Source organism: Streptomyces rishiriensis, from assembly GCF_003112535.1.
In the GTDB taxonomy this organism is placed as follows: domain Bacteria; phylum Actinomycetota; class Actinomycetes; order Streptomycetales; family Streptomycetaceae; genus Streptomyces; species Streptomyces rishiriensis.
On the sequence record NZ_BEWA01000003.1, the window covers coordinates 450,684 to 470,338 of the forward strand.

Here is a 19,655-nt window from a genome sequence, read left to right on the forward strand (position 1 = left end):
CGTTGGCCTGTTTCATGCGAAGCTGGGACTCATGAGCGTCGCAGAACCCCGCAGGATCGTCCTCTTCCGCCATGCGAAAGCCGATTGGCCACAGGTGACCGACCACGAGCGCCCGCTCTCTGAGCGGGGCCGTAAGGACGCGCCTGTCGCCGGACGCAGGCTGACCGATACCGGCATCCCCGTGGACCTGGCCCTGTGCTCCACCTCGACCCGCACCCGGGAGACGTGGAAACTCGCGGTCCATGAGCTCCCGCAGCGGCCGAAAACCGTCTACGAGGAGCGGATCTACGAGGCCTCCCCGGGCGAGCTGATCGCCCTGCTCAACGAAAGCCCCGACGACGTGCACACCATCGTCATGATCGGCCACAATCCCGGGATCCAGGGGCTCGCCGACATCCTGTCCGGGGGGTCCGACGGCGACGCGGGCGAGCGCATGCGCCGTCGCGGCTTCCCGGCCGCCGCCTTCGCCGTCCTCTCCTTCGACGGCTCCTGGAAGGCCCTGGAGCCGGGAGCGGCCACGCTGACGGACTACTGGGCTCCCGAAGAGTGACCTGACCGGCACGCACGAGGGCCCGGCACCGCAGCGGCGCCGGGCCCTCCTCGTCAGCGCGGCACGATCGCGCGGTCACCCGGCACCCCCGGAAGGCACCCGCGTCCGCGGATCCAGGAAGCACCCGCGTCCGCGGATCCGCGACGCAGCCCTCGGGCCCGCTCCCCGTACGCCCTGCCCCGTACGCCCTGCACGCCCGGCACCCCTGTAGACCCGGGGGAGGCTACTGCTCGTCGTGCGTCTCCGCGGCCTCGACCTCTTCGCGGGTGATGCCCAGCAGGTAGAGGACGGTGTCCAGGAAGGGCACGTTCACCGCCGTGTGCGCCGCCTCGCGCACCACCGGCTTGGCGTTGAAGGCGACCCCGAGACCGGCCGCGTTGAGCATGTCGAGGTCGTTGGCGCCGTCGCCGATCGCGACGGTCTGGGAGAGGGGAACGCCCGCCTCGGCGGCGAACCGACGCAGCAGCCGCGCCTTGCCCGCACGGTCCACGATCTCGCCGGTGACCCGGCCGGTCAGCCTGCCGTCGACGATCTCCAGCGTGTTGGCCTGCGCGAAGTCCAGCCCGAGCCGCTCCTGCAGATCGTCGGTGACCTGGGTGAAACCGCCGGAGACGACGCCCACCTGGTAGCCGAGCCGCTTCAGCGTCCGGATCAGTGTGCGCGCCCCCGGAGTCAGCCGCACCTCGGCGCGCACCTTGTCCACGACCGAGGCGTCCAGCCCCTCCAGCAGCGCCACGCGCGCGTGCAGCGACTGCTCGAAGTCCAGCTCACCGCGCATCGCGGCCGCCGTCACCTCGGCGACCTGGTCTTCGCAGCCGGCGTGCGCCGCGAAGAGCTCGATCACCTCGTCCTGGATGAGGGTCGAGTCGACGTCCATGACGACGAGCCGCTGGGCCCGCCGGTAGAGCCCCGCGTCCACCACGGCGACGTCCACGCCGAGCACTCCCGCGTCCCTGACCAGCGCGGTGCGCAGCGGCCCGGCCTCCGCACCGGAGACGGCGAACTCGACGGCGGTGACGGGGTACTTGGCCAGCCGGAAGATGCGGTCGATGTTGCCGCCGGCTTTGGTGATCTTCGCGGCGATCGCCGCCGTGGCCTCCGCGGTGAGCGGATGCCCGAGCACGGTGACCAGCGACCGCCCTAGGCCGCGCGGCCGGTTGTCGCCGAGGCCGGAGATGATCTCCGCCTGCATCTTCATCGACTCGGCCCAGCTGTGGACCGTCGACCGCAGGTCGCCCTCCAGGCCGGCCGGCGGCTCGGTCACGAGCGCGCACAGCACCATCCGGCCTCGCGTGACGACCTGCTCGATGTCGACCACGTCGACGGAGTAGGCGGCGAGGGTGTCGAAGAGGCCGGCCGTGATACCCGGCCTGTCCTTGCCGAAGATCTTGACAAGGAGCGTGGGGACGTCGGAGGACGAGGTCTGCGAAGCGCTCATGGTGTACCCACCGTATCCGGCACTCAGTGCCGTTCGCCGCCGAGGTCCGCCTGACGGACAGGGAACAGTGGATGTCGGCGAGGTGGCGTGCGCCTCGACGGACGGTTGCCGACTCCCCGATTCTGCGTCCCGGCGTCGGTCACCGCTATCCGCGCGGCGCCCTCGGCCCCCTGGGAGGCGGCGGGGGAGGAGGCTGGGGAGGCGGCGGCCCGTCGTCCGGGCCCCGCGACGGCCGCTCGCGGGGCGCGCGCGGCGGCGGCCCGATCGGACGGACCACGGTCGGCGCCCCGTAGACGTCGTCCGGTCCGGGCGGCGGGGGCTCGCTGCGTCGCGGGCTCTCCTGGGACCGCGACCGCTCACTCGTGCCATCGTGCCCCTGCCCCTGCCCCTGCCCCTGCCCCTGCCCGGCCCCGTGCCCCTGCCCCTGCCCGGCCCGCGGTTCAGGCCCCGTCCCCGGCCCGGCGTCCCGCGCGCCGCGCAGGGCGTCCGGGAGGCGCAGGTAGGGGTTGGTCGCGGGGTTGGGCGGCCGGTACGAGGGCGCACCCGGCGCGTACGGCCCGACCTGGTCGCCCGCGAGCGGCGACGGTCCAGCAGGACCCGACAGTCCCGGAAGCGCCGAAGGCCCCGGGCCCCCGCCCGGGTTCGCCGCGCGGCCCGCGTCACCGCGTGCCAGCGGCGCGGCCAGTCGCCCCGCGGCCCGCGTGGCACAGGCCAGCGACGCGCCGACGACCCCCGCGCCCGCCCCCCACAGGGCGCCCAGGAACAACGCCGGGCCGAGGCGTCCGTGCAGCTCGATCCCGGCCCCGAAGGCGTCGAAGCCCAGCACGGAGAGCGAGGCGTTCACGGACACGTCCGTCAGCCAGGCCGCCGACGGCAACGCCAGCGCGGTCGCGACCGCCAGCCGCACGGCGCACCACGCGACGAAGCCGCCGGCGCCGCCTCCCCGGGCGCCACTCGCCAGGGCGCCGCCCCCCGGCCCGCCCGGCCCCTGCGCCGCGCTCCTCGGGCCCGCGGCGCCCGCACCCCGGGAACCGGCCGCTCCCTCCCGCCCGGATCCGGCTGCTCCCGCCCCCTGCCCGGCCCGCGGCTTCGGCGCCGGCAAAGGCGTCCGCACCGCCGTCAGCACGCCCGCCAGCAGCATCATCAGCGCGGCCGCCACTGCCAGCAGCCACACCCGTCCGTCCAGCTCGGCCAGCCGGCCCAGCGTCACCGGGTGCCGGGCGCCCGCGCCCAGCAGATCGTCCAGCGGGTCGGGGAGGACGGTCGTCAGGGCGCCCGTCGCCTGCCCGTCCCACGGGACGAACAGACCGATCGGGATGCCCAGCCAGACCCCGTTCGGAGCGCCGAGCAGCGCCGCCCCCGCGATCCGCCGGGGGTGGTCGTCGCCGATCGCCGCGTACGCCGCCGCGGCGAGCCCGGCCGCCACCGTCACCAGCGCCACCGTGACGACGGCGGACGCGGCCGGCCGCACCACGCGGTTCGCCGCCTCCCAGCCGCGGGGCAGCGGCGTGCGGCGCGAGGCCAGCAGGGCGATCAGCACGATGCCGAGCGACCAGCCGAGACCGCCGAGGAGCGTGGGCGCGGTGTCCACGGTGAAGCCGACCGCGGCCTTCGCGTGAACCAGGTCGCTGAGCCGGTCGGGCAGCAGTCCGCCGATGTCCCCGACGTCCCCGAGCCCGGGGATGTCCAGGCCCCCGCCCCCGCCGCCCGCGCCGCCGCCGGGGAGGCCGTCGAGGCCCAGTGAGTTCCCGTCGAGCGTGATGACGTCGTGTCCCGCCCAGGCGAGTCCGCCGAGCATCGCCACGAACAGCGCGACGATCGCGCCGACGCGCGCGAGGAGTTCGGCGGGGGCGATCACCGCTCCGGCCGTGCGCAGGGACCGGAGGAAGAACCACGACAGGAGCAGCGCGCCGACCAGGCTCACGCCCAGTGGCGTGATCTCGATGGCGGTGTCCGCCTGCGCGCCCGTCAGCCCGAAGGCGGAGACGTCACCGGACGGAGTCACCGAGCCGCCCGCTCCCAGGGCCACCACCGCGGCCGTCATCGGGCCCAACGAGCCCGCCGTGTCCGCCTTCAGCAGATGCAGCCCGAGCGCCGCGGTCCCCGCCATCCCGATCAACGCCCAGCTCACCGCGGCAACAGCGGCCAGCAGTACGTCCGTCCACGGCACGCGGCTGCCGCGCACCGTGCTCCCGCCGCCTTCGACAACCGTGCCGGCACTCATGCAGACCCCCCGATCCGCGGTGCGGAACGGCGAAGATCGCCGCTTCCGTCCCCCTCGCGTGCCTTTACCACTCTCCGGGCCGTTTTCCACCCCGTCAACGGGAACGGCCGACACGCGTGTGCGGGCTCTTCACAAGGCCCGACTTTCGGTCAGGGGGCCGCTACTGAAATAGTTCCCCCCGATGTTCGACATCCCTAGACTCCCCGTCGATGGGGCTAACTCGGGGGACAACTCAGTGGGGCTGGAGTGCCGGAACTCGTACTGGAATTGAACGGACGCACCTGGACGCTCGATCCGTCCAGGTCATACACCCTCGGACGTGATCCGCAGGGCGACATCGTCCTCGACGACGCCAGGGTCTCCTGGCGTCACGCCACGGTCAGCCACAACGGCCGCAGTTGGGTCGTCGAGGACCACGGCAGCACCAACGGCACGTTCGCGCAGGGGCAGCGGATCCAGCACCTGGAGATCGGTCCCGGCTCGGCGCTGCACCTGGGCAACGCGACCGACGGACCGCGCGTGAGCGTCTCGGGCGCGCAGGCGCCCGCCGCGCAGCCCCGGCAACAGCCGTACGCCGCGCAGGCCGCGAACCCTGGCTGGGCCCAGCAGGGCACGCCGCAGCAGCAGTCCGGGCAGTCGCCGCAGGCCGGCTGGCAGCAGCCGCAGCAGGCGGCGCCGCACGTGCCGCAGCAGCAGGGCGCGGGCGAGCCGTACGTGCAGCAGGTGCCCGGTGGTGGCGCGGGGGCGCCGCCGGTCTACGGCGACCGCAGCCCCACCACGTTCCACCAGTTCTCCCTCGGCCGCGTGATGCGTATCGGCCGTGCGCTGGAGAACGAGCTCGTCGTCTCCGACCTCCAGGTCTCCCGTCACCACGCCGAGTTCCACTCGACGCCCGACGGCCGGATGGAGATCCGCGACCTCGGCTCGCACAACGGCACCTATGTCAACGGCCAGCCGATCCCCAAGGGCGGCTCGGTCCAGCTCGGCCCGGCCGACGTCGTCGGCGTCGGCCACTCGACGTTCCGGATCGTCGGCGACCGGCTCGAGGAGTTCGTCGACACCGGTGAGGTCTCCTTCTCGGCCCGCCATCTGACGGTGACGGTCGACGGCGGCAAGCAGATCCTCAAGGACGTCTCCTTCGGCGTCCCGGAGAAGTCGCTGATCGCGGTCATCGGACCGTCCGGTTCCGGCAAGTCGACGCTGCTCAAGGCGCTGACCGGCTACCGGCCCGCCAACCAGGGCGACGTCCTCTACGACAACCGCAACCTCTACAAGCAGTTCGCCGAGCTGCGTCAGCGCATCGGTCTGGTCCCGCAGGACGACATCCTGCACAAGGAACTGACCGTCAAGAAGGCCCTCAAGTACGCGGCCAAGCTCCGTTTCCCGGCCGACACCACGGCCGCCGAGCGTGACGCCCGCATAGACGAGGTGCTGCGCGAGCTGAAGCTGGACATCCACAAGGAGAAGAAGGTCACCTCCCTCTCCGGCGGCCAGCGCAAGCGCGTCTCGGTGGCCCTGGAGCTCCTCACCAAGCCGTCGCTGATCTTCCTGGACGAGCCGACCTCCGGTCTCGACCCGGGCATGGACCGTGACGTGATGCAGCTGCTGCGCGGCCTCGCCGACGACGGCCGCACGGTCCTGGTCGTCACGCACTCGGTGGCCGAGCTGGCGATCTGCGACAAGCTGCTCGTGATGGCGCCGGGTGGTGCCGTGGCCTACTTCGGTCCGCCCGAGGAGGCGCTGAACTTCTTCGGCTACGACACCTGGGCCGACGTCTTCTCCGCCTTCGAGAACTACCGCGACTACGACTGGGCGGGCCGCTGGAAGGGCTCGCAGCACTACCAGATGTACGCCGCGGACATCGACGCCGTCGCGCCGCAGTCCGTACAGATGCCGCCGATGCAGGCGATGAAGCCGCCGAAGCCCCAGGGCTGGATGTCCCAGTTCGTCACGCTGGTGCGCCGCTATGTGTCGGTGATCGCCTCCGACAAGGGCTTCCTGGCCCTGACGGTGATCCTGCCGGCCGTCCTCGGCGCGGTGAGCCTGCTGATCGATTCGGGCAACAGCCTGCTGCCCAACCCGGTCAACCCCAAGACCGGGCGGATCATTCCCAACGGGACGGCCACCACCGTGCTGCTGATCCTCGCGGTGGGCGCCTGCTTCGCGGGCGCGGCGAACTCCGTCCGTGAGCTGATCAAGGAACGGGTCATCTACGAGCGGGAACGGGCGACGGGCCTGTCCCGTTCCGCGTACCTGATGTCCAAGGTGTTCGTGCTCGGCGTGGTCACCGTGCTGCAGGGTCTGCTGGTCGGCGTGATCGGCTTCGCGAGCCGGGAGATCCCGAAGGAGGGGCTGGTCCTCGGCGGCGCCACCATGTTCGAGCTCTCCATCCCGATCATGGCGCTGGGCTTCACGTCGATGATGTTCGGCCTGGTCATCTCGTCGCTGGTGAAGACGGCCGAGAAGACGATGCCGCTGCTGGTCATGTTCGCGATCATCCAGGTCGTGTTCACCGGCTGTCTGTTCACCCTGAACGGCGCGGTCGGCGTCAACGAGTTCTCGTATCTGATGCCCTCGCGCTGGGCCGTCGCGGCCGCCGGCGCCACGCTGGACTTCAACAAGATCAGCCCGCCCAAGGACGGCGGCGGCACGGACCCGCTGTGGGAGCACACCGCCGGCGCCTGGAGTCTGGACATGGTCGCGCTGATCGTCCTCGGCGTGATCTGCGGTTTCTTCGTGGCCCGCTTCCTGCGCCGCCACGAGCCCGAGGTCATGCGCAAGTAGTCCTCGCGCACGACGCCGAAGGGCGGCGCCTCCCGACCGGGGAGGCGCCGCCCTTCGGCGTCGTGGGGGGTGCGTCAGTACGCGCTGTTCACGTTGTCGATCGAGCCGTACTTGTCGGCCGCGTAGTTCGCGGCGGCCGTGATGTTGGCGATCGGGTCGTAGATGTTCCAGGAGGTGCCGGAGACGTGGTACGCCGTGAACGTCGGCGGGATCACCTGCAGCAGACCCTTGGACGGGATGCCGTTGATGGCGTTGATGTCCCAGTCGTTGATCGCCTTCGGGTTGCCCGAGGACTCCCGCATGATGTTCTTGTGCAGGCCGTGGTAGCTGCCCGGGATGCCCTTGGACTTCATGATGTCCAGGGAGTGCTTGATCCAGCCGTCAAGGTTGTCGGCGTAGTGCCGGACGACGGCCTTCTTGATCGCGGCGCGCTTGGCGGACCGGTTCGCGGCCTCCTGGGCCTTGCGCGAGGCCGCGGCCTTCCTCTTGGCGGCGGCCTCGGCGGCCGCCTTCTTCTTCGCGGCCGCGGTCTTCGCGGCGACGGCCTTCGCGGCGACGGCCTTCTCCTTGGCGGCGGCGGCCGCGGCGGCCTTCTTCTTCGCCTCGATGGCGTCGACCTTCACGCTCGTCGTGGCCAGCTGGTCGGTCACACTGGTCTTGACGTCCTGCACCGGCTGGGAGCTGTAGGCGACCTGGGCCGTGGAGACGGCGTCCGTAGTGGTCGTCTGCGCGTCGGCCGGCACCACCGAGAAGGCGAGGGCGGCGGCACCGAGGGTGGCCGCACCGGCGATCGCGATCTTGTGAGTGTTCTTGGGCATGCGGAAGGACCTCTTCGAATAGCGCGGAGGTCGCTCTCTTCGTCCGACGGCGGACAGCGGGTGCTTGAGGCACGAGCGCCGCGGGCTGACCCGGGGCGCTGAGCGACGAGAGCAATTCTTAGCGGCCGCAAAATGCCCAGGCAAAGGTGTGACGTACGATCCCCGATAGTGGAGCAGGGAAGGGCAAAACGGGACAGATGGAACCATCTGCCCCGTTCACCGGGTGCGCCTTTGTCTCCTAATGACCCTAGTACGTGATGTGCGCCCTATGTGCGGCCTCACATGCCGCTTAGATCGTTCTCACAGCCGGTTGCCAAAGCAATGCAGTCCGTCAGTGCTCTTCTCCGGGCAGGACGAGGTGCAGGTCCCCGAACTCGTGCCACAGGTAGAGCGCGCGCAGCGCCTCGTCGTAGCCGCGCCGGACCGCGGCCCGCCCCGCCACCGCCTCCAGCATCAGCAGATGCGAGGCCTCGGGCTCGTGCAGCCCGGTCAGCAGCCCGTCCACCACCCGCACCCCGCGCGCGGGAGTGACGACGAGATCCGTCCACCCCGCACGCGCGCGGACGACCCCGTCGGCGTCGGCCGCCGACTCCACCGCCCGCACGGCGGTCGTCCCGACGGCGATCACCCGCCCGCCCCCGGCCCGCACGGCGCCGATCAGCAGCGCCGACGCCTCGGACACCGCGAACCGCTCCGGATACGGCGGCTCGTGCACCTCCGCAGAGGCGACCCCGGTGTGCAGCGTGACCGGCGCGAACAGCACCCCGCGGCTCACCAGCTCCGTCACCAGGGCCGAGGTGAAGGGCCGCGCCGCACTCGGCATCTCCGCACTGCCCGCCCCGTCGGCCGACGGCAGCGCGAACACCGTCTGGTAGACGGACAGCGGCTGGTCCCGCTCCGTGTAGGAGTAGCGGATGGGCCGCCCGTACTCCCGCAGCATCCCTGGCACGACCCCGCCCGGCGAGACCCGGGCCCACCACAGTCGCCCGCCGCCCTGAGCCAGCGGCTCCTCCAGCGTCAGCCGGACACCCCCGGGCAGCCGCACCCTGGCACCCGCCGGGCCGCCCTCCCGCGCGCGCGAGGTGCCCGCGCCGTCCGGATCGCGCAGCTCGACCGCCCACCGCCCGTCGTCCCCGCGCGTGGAGAAGTGCACCACCACGCGCGCGTGCCCGATCCGCCCGTCCACGGCCGCCGCCAGCGTCGGCGAGGTGTTCACCACCAGCACGTCACCGGCCCGCAGCAGGCCCGGCAGCTCCCGGAACGCGTGATGCGCCACCGCCGTCCCCCGCGACACCAGCAGCCGTACGTCGTCCCGGCCCCGCCCCGGCCCGCGCTGCTCGGCCGGCGCCCGCGCCGACAACTCCTCGGGCACCCTCCGCCACCCTCGGACGGGCTCGAGCGGCGCCCCCGCCGTCAGCGTCATCGCCGCGCCTCCAGGAGCGCCGGAGCCCCGTACCGCCCGCTCGGCGGACGCTCGTCCAGCAACCGCAGGAAGGCCGGCGCCACCTCGTCCGGATCGGGACGGGGGCCGTCGTCGTCCGGGACGGCCGCCGCGTACAGGTCCGTGGCCATGTCACCGGGGTCCACCGCCCACACCCGCAGCCCCGGCTCCTCCTCGCCGAGCACCGCAGCGAGCTGGTCCAGCGCCGCCTTGGACGCCCCGTAGCCGCCCCACGTCCCGTACGCCTCGGCGGCCGCGTCCGAGCTGACGGTGATCACCGCGCCCGCCCGCGCCCCGCGCAGCAGCGCCAACGCCTCCTGGACCAGGCCCAGGGCCGCCACCACGTTCACCTCCAGTGCCCGCCGCAGCCCGTCCAGGGGCAACTCCGCCAGCGGCACCAGCGGCTCCGCGCCCAGCGCGCTCGCGTTGTTCACCAGCAGGTCGCAGCCCCCGAGCTGCCGGGCGGCCGCCATCAGCTCGCCCCGGTGCCCCGGGTCGGTGACGTCTCCCGCACGGGACTCGACGCGGGTCCCGTACGACGCCACGGACGCCGCCGTCGCCTTCAGCACCTCCTCCGTCCTGGCGTCGAGCACCAGGTCCCAGCCCCGGGCGGCCAGCGCCTCGGCCAGCGCCCGCCCCAGCCCCTTCGAGGCTCCTGTGATGATCGCTACCGGCATGACAACCGTCCCCTCGTCCGGCCGCCTCCACTCGGCGGTGATCCCAACCTAGGAACCGGGGCGCCGCGCCCGCCTCGGACGCGGGACGCAGGCGCGAGGGGCCCTTCGGCGTACGTCCCGGAGCCCGGTCCGTACGCCGTAGGCCGACGTGCCCGGGACCTCGGCCCTAGGTCTTCCGTCCCGCAGGCGGCCGCCACCGGGCGGATCCACGCTGTCGGACCCCGCCGGTACCGTGAGGACATGAGTCAAGGCCCCCGGTCCGGCCTCGCCGCCGTGAGTTCCGCGCTGCTGGCCATGAGCAGGCACCTGGAGGTGCGCGACGTCCTCAAGACGATCGTCGCCTCCGCCCGTGAACTGCTGAACGCGCAGTACGCCGCCCTGGGCGTCCCCGACGATCACGGAGGATTCGCCCAGTTCGTCGTGGACGGCGTCAGCGACGAGCAGTGGAAGGCCATCGGCCCCCTGCCCCGCCAGCACGGCATCCTGGCGGCGATGCTGCACGAGGCCAGGCCCGAGCGCCTCGCCGACGTCCGCAAGGACCCGCGCTTCGAGGGCTGGCCCTCCGCCCACCCCGAGATGTCCGACTTCCTGGGCCTGCCCATCCGCGACGGCGACGAGGTCATCGGCGCCCTGTTCCTCGCCAACAAGAACTGCGTCAAGCCCGAGGGCGGCTGCGGCTTCACCGCGAACGACGAGGAACTGCTGTCGATCCTCGCCCAGCACGCCGCGATAGCCCTCACCAACGCCCGCCTGTACGAGCGCAGCCGCGAACTGACGATCGCCGAGGAACGCTCGCGGCTGGCCCACGAGTTGCACGACGCCGTCAGCCAGAAGCTGTTCTCCCTGCGTCTGACGGCCCAGGCCGCCGCGGCCCTCGTCGACCGTGACCCCACGCGCGCGAAGGGCGAACTCCAGCAGGTCGCCGCTCTGGCCGCCGAGGCAGCCGACGAACTGCGCGCCGCCGTGGTCGAGTTGCGGCCCGCCGCGCTCGACGAGGACGGCCTCGTCGCCACCCTGCGCACCCACATCCAGGTCCTCGACCGCGCCCACACCGCGCGCGTGACGTTCACCAGCGCCGGCGTCCGGGCCCTGCCCGCCGCGCAGGAGGAGGCCCTCCTTCGGGTCGCCCAGGAAGCCCTGCACAACGCCCTGCGCCACTCGGGGGCGGGCCATGTGGCGGTCACCCTGCACAAACGCGGCCAGGACACGGTCCTGCGCGTCACCGACGACGGCAGCGGCTTCGACCCGTCGACGGTCCGCCGGGCCGGCCGTCATCTGGGCCTGGTGTCGATGCGGGACCGCGCGAGCGGCGTCGGCGGCACGCTCAGGGTGGAATCGGCGCCCGGCAAGGGCACCGCGATCGAGATGGAGGCTCCCGGTGGCTGACGCAATCAAGGTGCTGCTCGTCGACGACCACCAGGTCGTCCGCCGGGGCCTGCGCACCTTCCTGGAGGTGCAGGACGACATCGAGGTCGTGGGCGAGGCCGCCGACGGGGCCGAAGGAGTGGCCCTCGCCGAGCAGTTGCGACCCGACGTCGTCCTGATGGACGTCAAGATGCCCGGCATGGACGGCGTCGAGGCACTGCGCCGGCTCCGCGAACTGGCCAACCCCGCGCGCGTGCTGATCGTCACCAGCTTCACCGAGAAGCGCACGGTCGTGCCGGCCCTGCGTGCCGGCGCCGCCGGATACGTCTACAAGGACGTGGACCCCGACGCCCTGGCCGGCGCCATCCGCTCGGTCCACGCGGGCCACATCCTGCTCCAGCCGGAGGTCGCCGGCGCGCTCCTGTCCCAGGACGAGGCCAACTCGGGCCAGGGCCGCGGCGGTTCGCTCACCGAACGGGAGCGCGAGGTGCTCGGCCTGATAGCGGACGGGCGCTCGAACCGCGAGATCGCCCGCGCCCTGGTCCTCTCCGAGAAGACCGTCAAGACGCACGTCTCGAACATCCTGATGAAACTCGATCTCGCGGACCGCACCCAGGCCGCCCTGTGGGCCGTGCGCCACGGCGTGGCCGGCTGACACGAGCCGACGGACCGGCGCGCGCCGACCGGCAACACGGAAGGTTAACTTCCGATCCGAGATTCATACCGTCGTGGGAATGTCCCCCGAATGGCGCATCCTCCGACGATCTCCGGCGTTCTCCCTGCGTGCCGCGGCGACTGCCGCGGCGATCGCGAGGAGGGCTCAGAAGTGAAGAACCTGAAGAAGGCAGCGGCTGTGACGATGGTGGCCGGCGGCCTGGTGGCCGCGGGCGCCGGTCTGGCCTCCGCCGACGGCGCCGCCGCCCTCGGCGAGGCCAAGAGCTCGCCGGGCGTCGTCTCGGGCAACCTCGTGCAGGCCCCGGTCAGCGTTCCGGTCAACGTGGTCGGCAACAGCGTCAACGTGATCGGCGTGCTGAACCCGGCCTTCGGCAACCTGGGCCTCAACCACTGAACCGCTGAGGTCCGTCCGGACCCGGGGGCGACCTCCGGCCTCTCCCGGCCCCCACCGGGGGAGGCCGGTCTGTTTGTCGGCCCGTAGCTCTGTAGTTCCACTGGTCCGAACGGGCTCTTCCGGCCCCGGCGACCGCACCGTTCCCGATCGTCCCCACGTTGGACAGCGCACGGCCCTCGGCCGGGTCTGACACGCAACCGCAGGAGGAACCCTTTCCATGAACATCGCCAAGAAGACCGCTGTGGCCCTCACCGTCGCCGGCATCGCCGCCGGCGCCTCGGCCGGAGCGGCCGTGGCCGACGCGGGCGCCGAGGGCGCGGCCGTGAAGTCGCCGGGCGTCGTCTCGGGCAACCTCGTCCAGGTGCCGGTCAACGTCCCGGTCAACGTGGTCGGCAACAGCGTCAACGTGATCGGCCTGCTGAACCCGGCCTTCGGCAACACGGGCGTCAACCGCTGACCTCGCAGCCGAGGCCGCGCAGGGGCCCACGCGTCGACGACGACGCGCGGGCCCCTGCGCGCGCCCCGCCCCGGACGGGACCCGCGGCACAGCCCCCGAAGCACCGAAGCGGGGCGCCGGCGCAGAGGACCCCGGACCGCACCGGCCCCGCTCAGCGGACCCCGCGCTCCCGCTCCTCCACAACGGAGTTGTACGCGGCGACCAGCGCCCGCCGAGCCGTCCGCTCCACCGGCCGCAACGCCTCGGAACGTGCCGCCATCTCCGCGGAACTGACCGCACCCCCGTGCCCGTTCTCCTGGGCGAGGGACACCAGCAGCCCCACCCGCTGCGCAAGCTCCAGCACCCGCACCGCCCGCGGCGGATACCCCGGCGCCAGCACCTCCCGCCCCTGCTCCGACCGCGCCCGGTACGCGTCGATCGCCGCCTCGGCCACCGGCCCCGAACCGGCCACGTCCAGCCGTGACAGCACCGCCGTGGCGTCCCGCAGCGCCTCCGCCAGCTCCCGCTCCGCCTCACCCAGCGACGGCACGTCCGCCGGCGGGGCCTCCCGCACCGGCAGACAGTGCCACACCACCTCGACGTGCACGTCCCCGGCCGGACCGGCCTGCGACACCTCGGGCACCAGCCCGTGCCCCGCGCCGTGACAGACCACCGCCTCCTGCGCGTCCAGCGCCCGCGCGTTGAACTCCGGCGGTCCGCTCAGGCCCAGCGGATGGCCCGGGGCGGGCAGCGCGAGCCGCAGCCCGGTCACCCCCAGTGCCCGCAGCCGCCCCAGCGCGAGCGTGAGCCCGACGGGCCCGGACTCGCCCGGCAGCCCCTCCACCCGGTGGACGGCGTCCTCCCCGACGATGGCGAGCACGGCGTCGTCCGGTGAGACAATTCCGGCCAACAGAGCATTTCCCCAAGCGGCAAGGCGACCAGAGCGCGGTTCCGAAAGCATGCCCCCAGCCTAAGGACCGGACCGATGGAACGGGCCGCCCGACCGGTGGCGTAGATTTTCCCGGAGGGGCCGCGCCCACGCACGCGCGGCGGTCCGAGCCACAGGCGCCCGCGACAACCGACCGGCCACACTGCAAGGGGAGACAACCCGCTCATGAGCGATGTTCTGGAGCTTCAGGACGTAACCGTGGTCCGTGAGGGCCGGGCTCTCGTGGACCAGGTCTCCTGGTCGGTCAAGGAGGGCGAGCGCTGGGTCATCCTCGGCCCGAACGGGGCCGGCAAGACGACCCTCCTGAACATCGCCTCCACGTACCTCTTCCCGAGCTCCGGCGACGTCTCCGTCCTCGGCGAACCCCTCGGCAAGCCCGGCACCGACGTCTTCGAGCTGCGCCCGCGCGTGGGCATGGCCGGCATCGCCCTCGCCGACAAGCTCCCCAAGCGCCAGACCGTCCTGCAGACCGTGCTGACCGCCGCCTACGGCATGACGGCCGGCTGGCAGGAGGAGTACGAGGACGTCGACGAGCAGCGCGCCCGCGCCTTCCTCGACCGCCTCGGCATGAGCGACTACCTCGACCGGAAGTTCGGCACCCTCTCCGAGGGCGAGCGCAAGCGGACCCTGATCGCCCGCGCCCTGATGACCGACCCCGAGCTGCTGCTCCTCGACGAGCCGGCCGCCGGCCTCGACCTCGGCGGCCGCGAGGACCTCGTACGCCGTCTCGGCCGGCTCGCCCGCGACCCCATCGCCCCTTCGATGATCATGGTCACGCACCACGTCGAGGAGATCGCCCCCGGCTTCACCCACGTCCTCATGATCCGCCAGGGCAAGGTCCTCGCCGCGGGCCCCGTCGAACTCGAACTCACCTCCCGCAACCTCTCCCTCTGCTTCGGACTCCCCCTCGTCGTGGAGCAGGTCGGCGAGCGCTGGACCGCCCAGGGCCTGCCCCTGTCCTGACCCCGTGCCGCCCCCCGCGCCCTGTCGGCGACGGGACTTCCGGCCCTACCATGACCCTGTGAACGACATCGACGCGTGGGTGTGGTGGCTGGTCGGTGCGGCAGCGCTCGGTATCCCGCTCGTGGTGACCGCGATGCCCGAGTTCGGCATGCTCGCGGTCGGCGCCGTGGCCGCCGCCGTCGCGGCGGGGCTCGGCCTGGGCGCCGTCGCCCAAGTGCTCGTGTTCATCGTCGTCTCGGTCGCGCTGATCGCCGTCGTCCGTCCCATCGCGACCCGGCACAGCAGACAGCGCCCCCAACTCGCGACCGGCATCGACGCGTTGAAGGGCAAGCAGGCCGTCGTGCTGGAGCGCGTCGACGGCTCGGGCGGACGCGTCAAGCTCGCCGGGGAGATCTGGTCCGCGCGTTCGCTCGACGGCGACCGCGCCTACGACGTGGGGCAGCAGGTCGACGTCGTCGACATCGAGGGGGCCACGGCGATCGTCATCTGACCTTGCCCAACTCCCGCACGACGTAAGTCGACCGAACACCTCGCGGGCCGCACGACGGTCTGTCAGACTCGACCAGCAAGATCTTCAACAGACATAAGATCTTCCGAAACGCCGAGGCGGAGAAGGGTACGGGGATCCGACGATGGAACCGGTCATCATCGTCCTGATCATTCTGGTGGTGTTGGTCTTCATCGCCCTGATCAAGACGATCCAAGTCATCCCGCAGGCCAGCGCCGCCATCGTGGAGCGCTTCGGCCGCTACACGCGCACGCTGAACGCCGGCCTCAACATCGTCGTGCCGTTCATCGACACCATCCGCAACCGCATCGACCTGCGCGAACAGGTCGTGCCGTTCCCGCCCCAGCCGGTGATCACCCAGGACAACCTGGTCGTCAACATCGACACGGTCATCTACTACCAGGTGACCGACGCCCGGGCCGCCACCTACGAGGTCGCCAGCTACATCCAGGCGATCGAGCAGCTCACCGTCACCACCCTGCGCAACATCATCGGCGGCATGGACCTGGAGCGGACCCTCACCTCCCGCGAGGAGATCAACGCGGCCCTGCGCGGGGTCCTCGACGAGGCCACCGGCAAGTGGGGCATCCGCGTCAACCGCGTCGAGCTCAAGGCGATCGAACCGCCCACCTCCATCCAGGACTCGATGGAGAAGCAGATGCGCGCCGACCGTGACAAGCGCGCCGCGATCCTCACCGCCGAGGGCACGCGCCAGGCCGCCATCCTCACCGCCGAGGGCGAGAAGCAGTCCCAGATCCTGCGCGCCGAGGGCGAGGCCAAGGCGGCCGCCCTGCGCGCCGAGGGCGAGGCCCAGGCCGTGCGCACGGTCTTCGAGGCCATCCACGCCGGCGACCCCGACCAGAAGCTCCTGTCCTACCAGTACCTCCAGATGCTCCCGAAGATCGCCGAGGGCGACGCCAACAAGCTCTGGATCGTTCCCAGCGAGATCGGCGACGCCCTGAAGGGACTGTCCGGCGCCATGGGCAACTTCGGCCCGTTCGGCGGCGGCAACGGGGGCAACGGCGGCAACTCGGGCAACGGCGGCGGCAACGAGCGCCGCGAGAAGCCGTCCATCGACTGACCGCCGACGCGCCGCGCACGCGACCGGGGCCCGCCTTCTCCGAGAAGGCGGGCCCCGGCCACGTACGGATGCGGACTACGCGGCGTCCAGCGTCAGCCACTCCGGCAGCGCGGCCAGGTCGTCCTGCCCGAGGGCCAGCAGCATCGCGTCCGCCGGCGTCGGCTCGAAGGGCCGGCGCAGCAACGGCATGTCCGCCTGCTCCGGAGTCCGGTCCGCCTTGCGGTGGTTGTCCTCCGCACACGAGGCGACGGTGTTCAGCCACGAGTCCTGACCACCTTGCGCCCGCGGCACCACGTGGTCCACGGTCGTCGCCCGACGATCGCAGTACGCGCACCGGTGCCGGTCCCTGATCAGCACCCCCCGCCTCGACCACGGCGCTTGTCTTCGGAAGGGCACCCGCACGTACCTGCACAGCCTGATCACCCGGGGCGCGGGGATGTCGACCTCCGCTCCACGCATCCGCAGTTCGGGGTGGGCCTGCTCGACGACGGCCTTGTCCTGAAGCACCAGAACCACGGCTCGGTTCAACGTCACCGTCGACAGCGGCTCGAAGCTCGCGTTCAGCACCAGCGTGTCCCGCATACCAGCCCACCTCCTGTGTGCACCGGCCCACCCCGTGGCGGGCTGGGATCAACTCTGGCCGGGCACGCCGAGATGGACAACGCAATATCTGCTGCTCCACGGGAGGTGACCCCCGCGACCCCCGGCAACAAAAATGCCCGCCTCTGATCACTTCCAAGACCAGAGACGGGCAAACGTTCCATGAACGATGAGCTGACTCATCCCTCCTTGGGATGTTCGTACTCACCGATCAACTGGGCGCGGCCGATCGCGTGGAAGCGCAGGTTGAACCCGACGACGGCCGGCGAGGCGTCGGCGTCCGGGCCGAGCTTCTCCTGATCCACGGCGTACACCGTGAACACATACCGGTGCGGCCCGTCCCCCGGAGGCGGCGCGGCCCCGCCGAAGTCCTTGCTGCCGTAGTCGTTGCGCGCGTGCACGGCGCCCTCCGGCAGCCCCTCGAACCCCTCGCTGCCCGCCCCCGCGGGCAGCTCGGTCACCGAGGCCGGGATGTCGAACAGGACCCAGTGCCAGAACCCGCTGCCCGTAGGAGCGTCGGGGTCGTAGCAGGTCACGGCGAAGCTCTTGGTGCCGGCCGGGAAGCCCTCCCACCGCAGCTGCGGCGAGGTGTTCCCCGCGGACTGGACCTGGGCGTCCCTGAGCACCGCCCCTTCCTTCACGTCCTCGCTCGTGACCGTGAACGACGGCACCGGCGGATGGAAATCGTGGGGCAGCGGCCGCCTCTTCAGCTCGGTCACCTCGACACCTCCTGATAGATCGGAAAGGCACTCCCTTCGGAGCCTACGACCTCCGTACCCCGCACGAGCCGGAGCACAGCCGGAACGCAGCCCGAGCCGAGCCGAGCCCGAGCACAGCGCGGAGGGCCCGGAACGCCGTACGGCACTCCGGGCCCTCCGCTGCACTGTCCTGCTCCGGGAACGTGCGGGAACGTCCTAGAACCAGTTGCGCTTGCTGCCGACCTCGGACAGCCACTGGTTGAGGTACGCCGGCCAGTCGGTGCCCTGGTAGTCGTTCAGGCCCACCTGGAACGAGCGAAAGGTGTCACTGCCCTCGCTGAACAGACCGGGCTTCTTGTCCATCTCCAGCACGACGTCCATCGCGTACTCGTCGGCCACGAAGCTCAGCTCGACCTGGTTCAGCCCCCGGTACTGCGACGGCGGGTAGAACTCGATCTCCTGGTAGAACGGCAGCTTCTGCCGCGTGCCCCTGATGTGCCCGCGCTCCAGGTCCGCGTTCTTGAAGCGGAAGCCGAGCTGGATGAAGGCGTCCAGAACGGCCTTCTGCGCCGGCAGCGGATGCACGTTGACCGCGTCCAGGTCACCCGAGTCCACGGCACGCGCGATCGCCAGCTCGGTGGTCACCCCGACGTTCATCCCGCGCAGCGCCTGCCCGTCGATCATCGTGATCGGCGTCTCCCAGGGGATCTCCAGCCCGAACGGCACCGCGTGCACAGCGCCCGCCTGCAGCTCGAAGGCGCCCCCGAGCCGCTGCTTCGTGAACTCGATGTCCTGCTTGTACTCCTGGTCGCCGCTCTCGACCTCGACCTTGGCCTGCAGCCCGACCGACAGCCCCTCGATCTGCTGGTTGACGGACCCGCCCTGGATCCGCACCTCGCCCTGGACGACACCGCCCGGAACGACGTTGACCTCGGTCAGCACCGTCTCGACCGAAGCCCCACCGGCCCCCAGACTCGCCAGCAGCTTCTTGAACGCCATGATTCTCCCTCTACGACCTTCTCGGACGGGATCCCTCGATCCCTACGAACGCGATCCCGACGCGGCCGGTTCCGCCGCCCCACACCCTGACAAGTCGCGCGCCCCGCTGACCACCCCGACGCACCCACGCGTCTGCACTACGCTCGGAGGGCATGATCGCGACCACCGACCGTACGCCTCTGCCCAGGGACTTCTTCGACCGCCCTGTCCTGGAGGTGGCCCCGGATCTCCTCGGCCGTCTGCTCGTCCGTACGACCCCCGAGGGCCCGATCACCCTGCGCGTCACGGAGGTCGAGGCCTACGACGGCGGGAACGACCCCGGCTCCCATGCGTATCGGGGTCCCACGGCCCGCAACGGCGTGATGTTCGGCCCTCCCGGACACGTGTACGTCTACTTCACCTACGGCATGTGGCACTGCATGAACCTCGTCTGCGGTCCGCAGGGCGTCGCGAGCGCCGTCCTGCTCCGTGCCGGCGAGATCGTCGAGGGCGCCGAGCACGCGCGCAAACGTCGCCTCTCGGCCCGACACGACAAAGAACTGGCCAAAGGCCCCGCCCGCCTGGCCACCGCGCTGGACGTGGACCGGGCACTCGACGGCACGGACGCCTGTGCCGCCGGGGACACCCCGCTGCGGATCCTGAGAGGCGCCGCGATCCCGTCCGACCAGGTACGCAACGGTCCGCGTACCGGAGTGTCGGGCGACGGCGCTGTCCACCCCTGGCGGTACTGGGTCGCTGACGATCCGACAGTGAGCCCCTATCGGGCCCACGTCCCCCGACGCCGCCGAAGTTGACTCCCTCATGGACGGCGCGTAACGTGGCCCGAGCCGCTTGAACCGGGTACGGCGTTCGCCTGCAGCCGGAAGCGGCCACCCACTACCTACGACACCCCCCTCAGCGGGAGTGAATTCGGCGTGCCTGCATGCCCGAATTCCGAGCCCCCGGAACTCGATTATGAGTTGCGGAGGGAATCGGCTAACGTAGTGAATGTCGAAAGGCCGAAGGACGAAAGCCCAAAGGCCCAAGGCAATCCCGCCGACAGGGAATCGGATCGA

General features: G+C 71.7%; 18 protein-coding genes and 1 pseudogene. 10 read left to right on the top strand and 9 right to left on the bottom strand.

The features are described from left to right. Positions 1-31 precede the first annotated feature (31 nt). On the top strand, positions 32-550 hold the full coding sequence (locus Sri02f_RS06880) for a SixA phosphatase family protein (RefSeq protein ID WP_109000168.1): 519 nt from the start codon (positions 32-34) through the stop codon (positions 548-550). Between the two features lie 223 nt (positions 551-773). Here the strand turns inward: Sri02f_RS06880 and serB are convergent, their stop codons facing one another. Then, entirely contained in the window at positions 774-1,988 is a 1,215-nt protein-coding gene (serB, locus tag Sri02f_RS06885) for a phosphoserine phosphatase SerB (protein WP_109000169.1), read from the bottom strand. A 145-nt stretch (positions 1,989-2,133) separates the two neighbouring features. After that, on the bottom strand, positions 2,134-4,212 hold the full coding sequence (locus Sri02f_RS06890) for a streptophobe family protein (RefSeq protein ID WP_109000170.1): 2,079 nt from the start codon (positions 4,210-4,212) through the stop codon (positions 2,134-2,136). A 246-nt stretch (positions 4,213-4,458) separates the two neighbouring features. Between Sri02f_RS06890 and Sri02f_RS06895 the strand changes: the two genes are divergently transcribed. Further along, entirely contained in the window at positions 4,459-6,996 is a 2,538-nt protein-coding gene (locus tag Sri02f_RS06895; protein ID WP_109000171.1) for an ABC transporter ATP-binding protein/permease, read from the top strand. Positions 6,997-7,070: 74 nt separating this feature from the next. Here the strand turns inward: Sri02f_RS06895 and Sri02f_RS06900 are convergent, their stop codons facing one another. From Sri02f_RS06900 to Sri02f_RS06910, 3 genes are all read right to left on the bottom strand, one after another. After that, entirely contained in the window at positions 7,071-7,814 is a 744-nt protein-coding gene (locus Sri02f_RS06900; protein WP_109000172.1) for a transglycosylase SLT domain-containing protein, read from the bottom strand. A 331-nt stretch (positions 7,815-8,145) separates the two neighbouring features. Further along, on the bottom strand, positions 8,146-9,237 hold the full coding sequence (locus tag Sri02f_RS06905; RefSeq protein ID WP_109000173.1) for an S-adenosylmethionine:tRNA ribosyltransferase-isomerase: 1,092 nt from the start codon (positions 9,235-9,237) through the stop codon (positions 8,146-8,148). Further along, positions 9,234-9,932, bottom strand: a complete 699-nt coding sequence (locus Sri02f_RS06910) for an SDR family NAD(P)-dependent oxidoreductase (RefSeq protein WP_109000174.1) — start codon at positions 9,930-9,932, stop codon at positions 9,234-9,236. Before Sri02f_RS06910 ends, Sri02f_RS06905 begins: the two co-directional genes overlap by 4 nt. 240 nt (positions 9,933-10,172) lie before the next feature. On the opposite strand from Sri02f_RS06910, the gene Sri02f_RS06915 reads away from it, so the two are divergent. The 4 genes from Sri02f_RS06915 to Sri02f_RS06930 all read left to right on the top strand — a co-directional run bounded on the left by Sri02f_RS06915 (position 10,173) and on the right by Sri02f_RS06930 (position 12,823). Then, positions 10,173-11,318: a GAF domain-containing sensor histidine kinase gene (locus tag Sri02f_RS06915; protein WP_109000175.1), complete on the top strand. Its 1,146-nt coding sequence runs from the start codon at positions 10,173-10,175 to the stop codon at positions 11,316-11,318. Further along, on the top strand, positions 11,311-11,952 hold the full coding sequence (locus Sri02f_RS06920; protein WP_109000176.1) for a response regulator: 642 nt from the start codon (positions 11,311-11,313) through the stop codon (positions 11,950-11,952). The genes Sri02f_RS06915 and Sri02f_RS06920 overlap by 8 nt, the downstream gene beginning before the upstream one ends. Positions 11,953-12,123: 171 nt before the next feature. Then, on the top strand, positions 12,124-12,366 hold the full coding sequence (locus Sri02f_RS06925; protein WP_109000177.1) for a chaplin: 243 nt from the start codon (positions 12,124-12,126) through the stop codon (positions 12,364-12,366). A 217-nt stretch (positions 12,367-12,583) separates the two neighbouring features. Then, positions 12,584-12,823: a chaplin family protein gene (locus Sri02f_RS06930; protein ID WP_109000178.1), complete on the top strand. Its 240-nt coding sequence runs from the start codon at positions 12,584-12,586 to the stop codon at positions 12,821-12,823. A 151-nt stretch (positions 12,824-12,974) separates the two neighbouring features. Here the strand turns inward: Sri02f_RS06930 and Sri02f_RS06935 are convergent, their stop codons facing one another. After that, a complete protein-coding gene (locus Sri02f_RS06935) occupies positions 12,975-13,763 on the bottom strand; it encodes an Rv1486c family protein (RefSeq protein WP_109000179.1) in 789 nt (262 codons plus the stop codon). A gap of 153 nt (positions 13,764-13,916) precedes the next feature. On the opposite strand from Sri02f_RS06935, the pseudogene Sri02f_RS06940 reads away from it, so the two are divergent. The 3 genes and pseudogenes from Sri02f_RS06940 to Sri02f_RS06950 form a co-directional block, all read left to right on the top strand. Next, a pseudogene (locus tag Sri02f_RS06940) lies at positions 13,917-14,447 on the top strand (ABC transporter ATP-binding protein); the annotation flags it as partial. Between the two features lie 325 nt (positions 14,448-14,772). Further along, positions 14,773-15,204, top strand: a complete 432-nt coding sequence (locus Sri02f_RS06945) for an NfeD family protein (protein WP_109000180.1) — start codon at positions 14,773-14,775, stop codon at positions 15,202-15,204. A gap of 142 nt (positions 15,205-15,346) precedes the next feature. Further along, a complete protein-coding gene (locus Sri02f_RS06950) occupies positions 15,347-16,303 on the top strand; it encodes an SPFH domain-containing protein (protein ID WP_109000181.1) in 957 nt (318 codons plus the stop codon). A 75-nt stretch (positions 16,304-16,378) separates the two neighbouring features. Here the strand turns inward: Sri02f_RS06950 and Sri02f_RS06955 are convergent, their stop codons facing one another. The 3 genes from Sri02f_RS06955 to Sri02f_RS06965 all read right to left on the bottom strand — a co-directional run bounded on the left by Sri02f_RS06955 (position 16,379) and on the right by Sri02f_RS06965 (position 18,600). Next, positions 16,379-16,885 carry an HNH endonuclease gene (locus tag Sri02f_RS06955; RefSeq protein ID WP_109000182.1) on the bottom strand — a complete coding sequence of 169 codons (507 nt, stop codon included), beginning with the start codon at positions 16,883-16,885 and terminating at the stop codon, positions 16,379-16,381. Between the two features lie 197 nt (positions 16,886-17,082). After that, positions 17,083-17,622, bottom strand: coding sequence for a YbhB/YbcL family Raf kinase inhibitor-like protein (locus tag Sri02f_RS06960; RefSeq protein WP_109000183.1), 540 nt, complete (start codon positions 17,620-17,622; stop codon positions 17,083-17,085). A 195-nt stretch (positions 17,623-17,817) separates the two neighbouring features. After that, the gene (locus Sri02f_RS06965; RefSeq protein ID WP_109000184.1) at positions 17,818-18,600 is read right to left on the bottom strand and encodes a sporulation protein; all 783 of its coding nucleotides are present in this window, start codon (positions 18,598-18,600) and stop codon (positions 17,818-17,820) included. Between the two features lie 152 nt (positions 18,601-18,752). On the opposite strand from Sri02f_RS06965, the gene Sri02f_RS06970 reads away from it, so the two are divergent. Continuing rightward, positions 18,753-19,394 carry a DNA-3-methyladenine glycosylase gene (locus tag Sri02f_RS06970; protein ID WP_109000185.1) on the top strand — a complete coding sequence of 214 codons (642 nt, stop codon included), beginning with the start codon at positions 18,753-18,755 and terminating at the stop codon, positions 19,392-19,394. Positions 19,395-19,655 lie beyond the last annotated feature (261 nt).

Bases quoted from the DNA above. Each gene is read 5' to 3' on its own strand.
- Sri02f_RS06935 (WP_109000179.1), bottom strand. From the start codon at position 13,763: ATGCTTTCGGAACCGCGCTCTGGTCGCCTTGCCGCTTGGGGAAATGCT.
- Sri02f_RS06890 (WP_109000170.1), bottom strand. From the start codon at position 4,212: ATGAGTGCCGGCACGGTTGTCGAAGGCGGCGGGAGCACGGTGCGCGGC.
- Sri02f_RS06910 (WP_109000174.1), bottom strand. From the start codon at position 9,932: ATGCCGGTAGCGATCATCACAGGAGCCTCGAAGGGGCTGGGGCGGGCG.
- Sri02f_RS06915 (WP_109000175.1), top strand. From the start codon at position 10,173: ATGAGTCAAGGCCCCCGGTCCGGCCTCGCCGCCGTGAGTTCCGCGCTG.
- Sri02f_RS06900 (WP_109000172.1), bottom strand. From the start codon at position 7,814: ATGCCCAAGAACACTCACAAGATCGCGATCGCCGGTGCGGCCACCCTC.
- Sri02f_RS06965 (WP_109000184.1), bottom strand. From the start codon at position 18,600: ATGGCGTTCAAGAAGCTGCTGGCGAGTCTGGGGGCCGGTGGGGCTTCG.
- Sri02f_RS06955 (WP_109000182.1), bottom strand. From the start codon at position 16,885: ATGCGGGACACGCTGGTGCTGAACGCGAGCTTCGAGCCGCTGTCGACG.
- serB (WP_109000169.1), bottom strand. From the start codon at position 1,988: ATGAGCGCTTCGCAGACCTCGTCCTCCGACGTCCCCACGCTCCTTGTC.
- Sri02f_RS06950 (WP_109000181.1), top strand. From the start codon at position 15,347: ATGGAACCGGTCATCATCGTCCTGATCATTCTGGTGGTGTTGGTCTTC.
- Sri02f_RS06880 (WP_109000168.1), top strand. From the start codon at position 32: ATGAGCGTCGCAGAACCCCGCAGGATCGTCCTCTTCCGCCATGCGAAA.
- Sri02f_RS06905 (WP_109000173.1), bottom strand. From the start codon at position 9,237: ATGACGCTGACGGCGGGGGCGCCGCTCGAGCCCGTCCGAGGGTGGCGG.
- Sri02f_RS06970 (WP_109000185.1), top strand. From the start codon at position 18,753: ATGATCGCGACCACCGACCGTACGCCTCTGCCCAGGGACTTCTTCGAC.
- Sri02f_RS06930 (WP_109000178.1), top strand. From the start codon at position 12,584: ATGAACATCGCCAAGAAGACCGCTGTGGCCCTCACCGTCGCCGGCATC.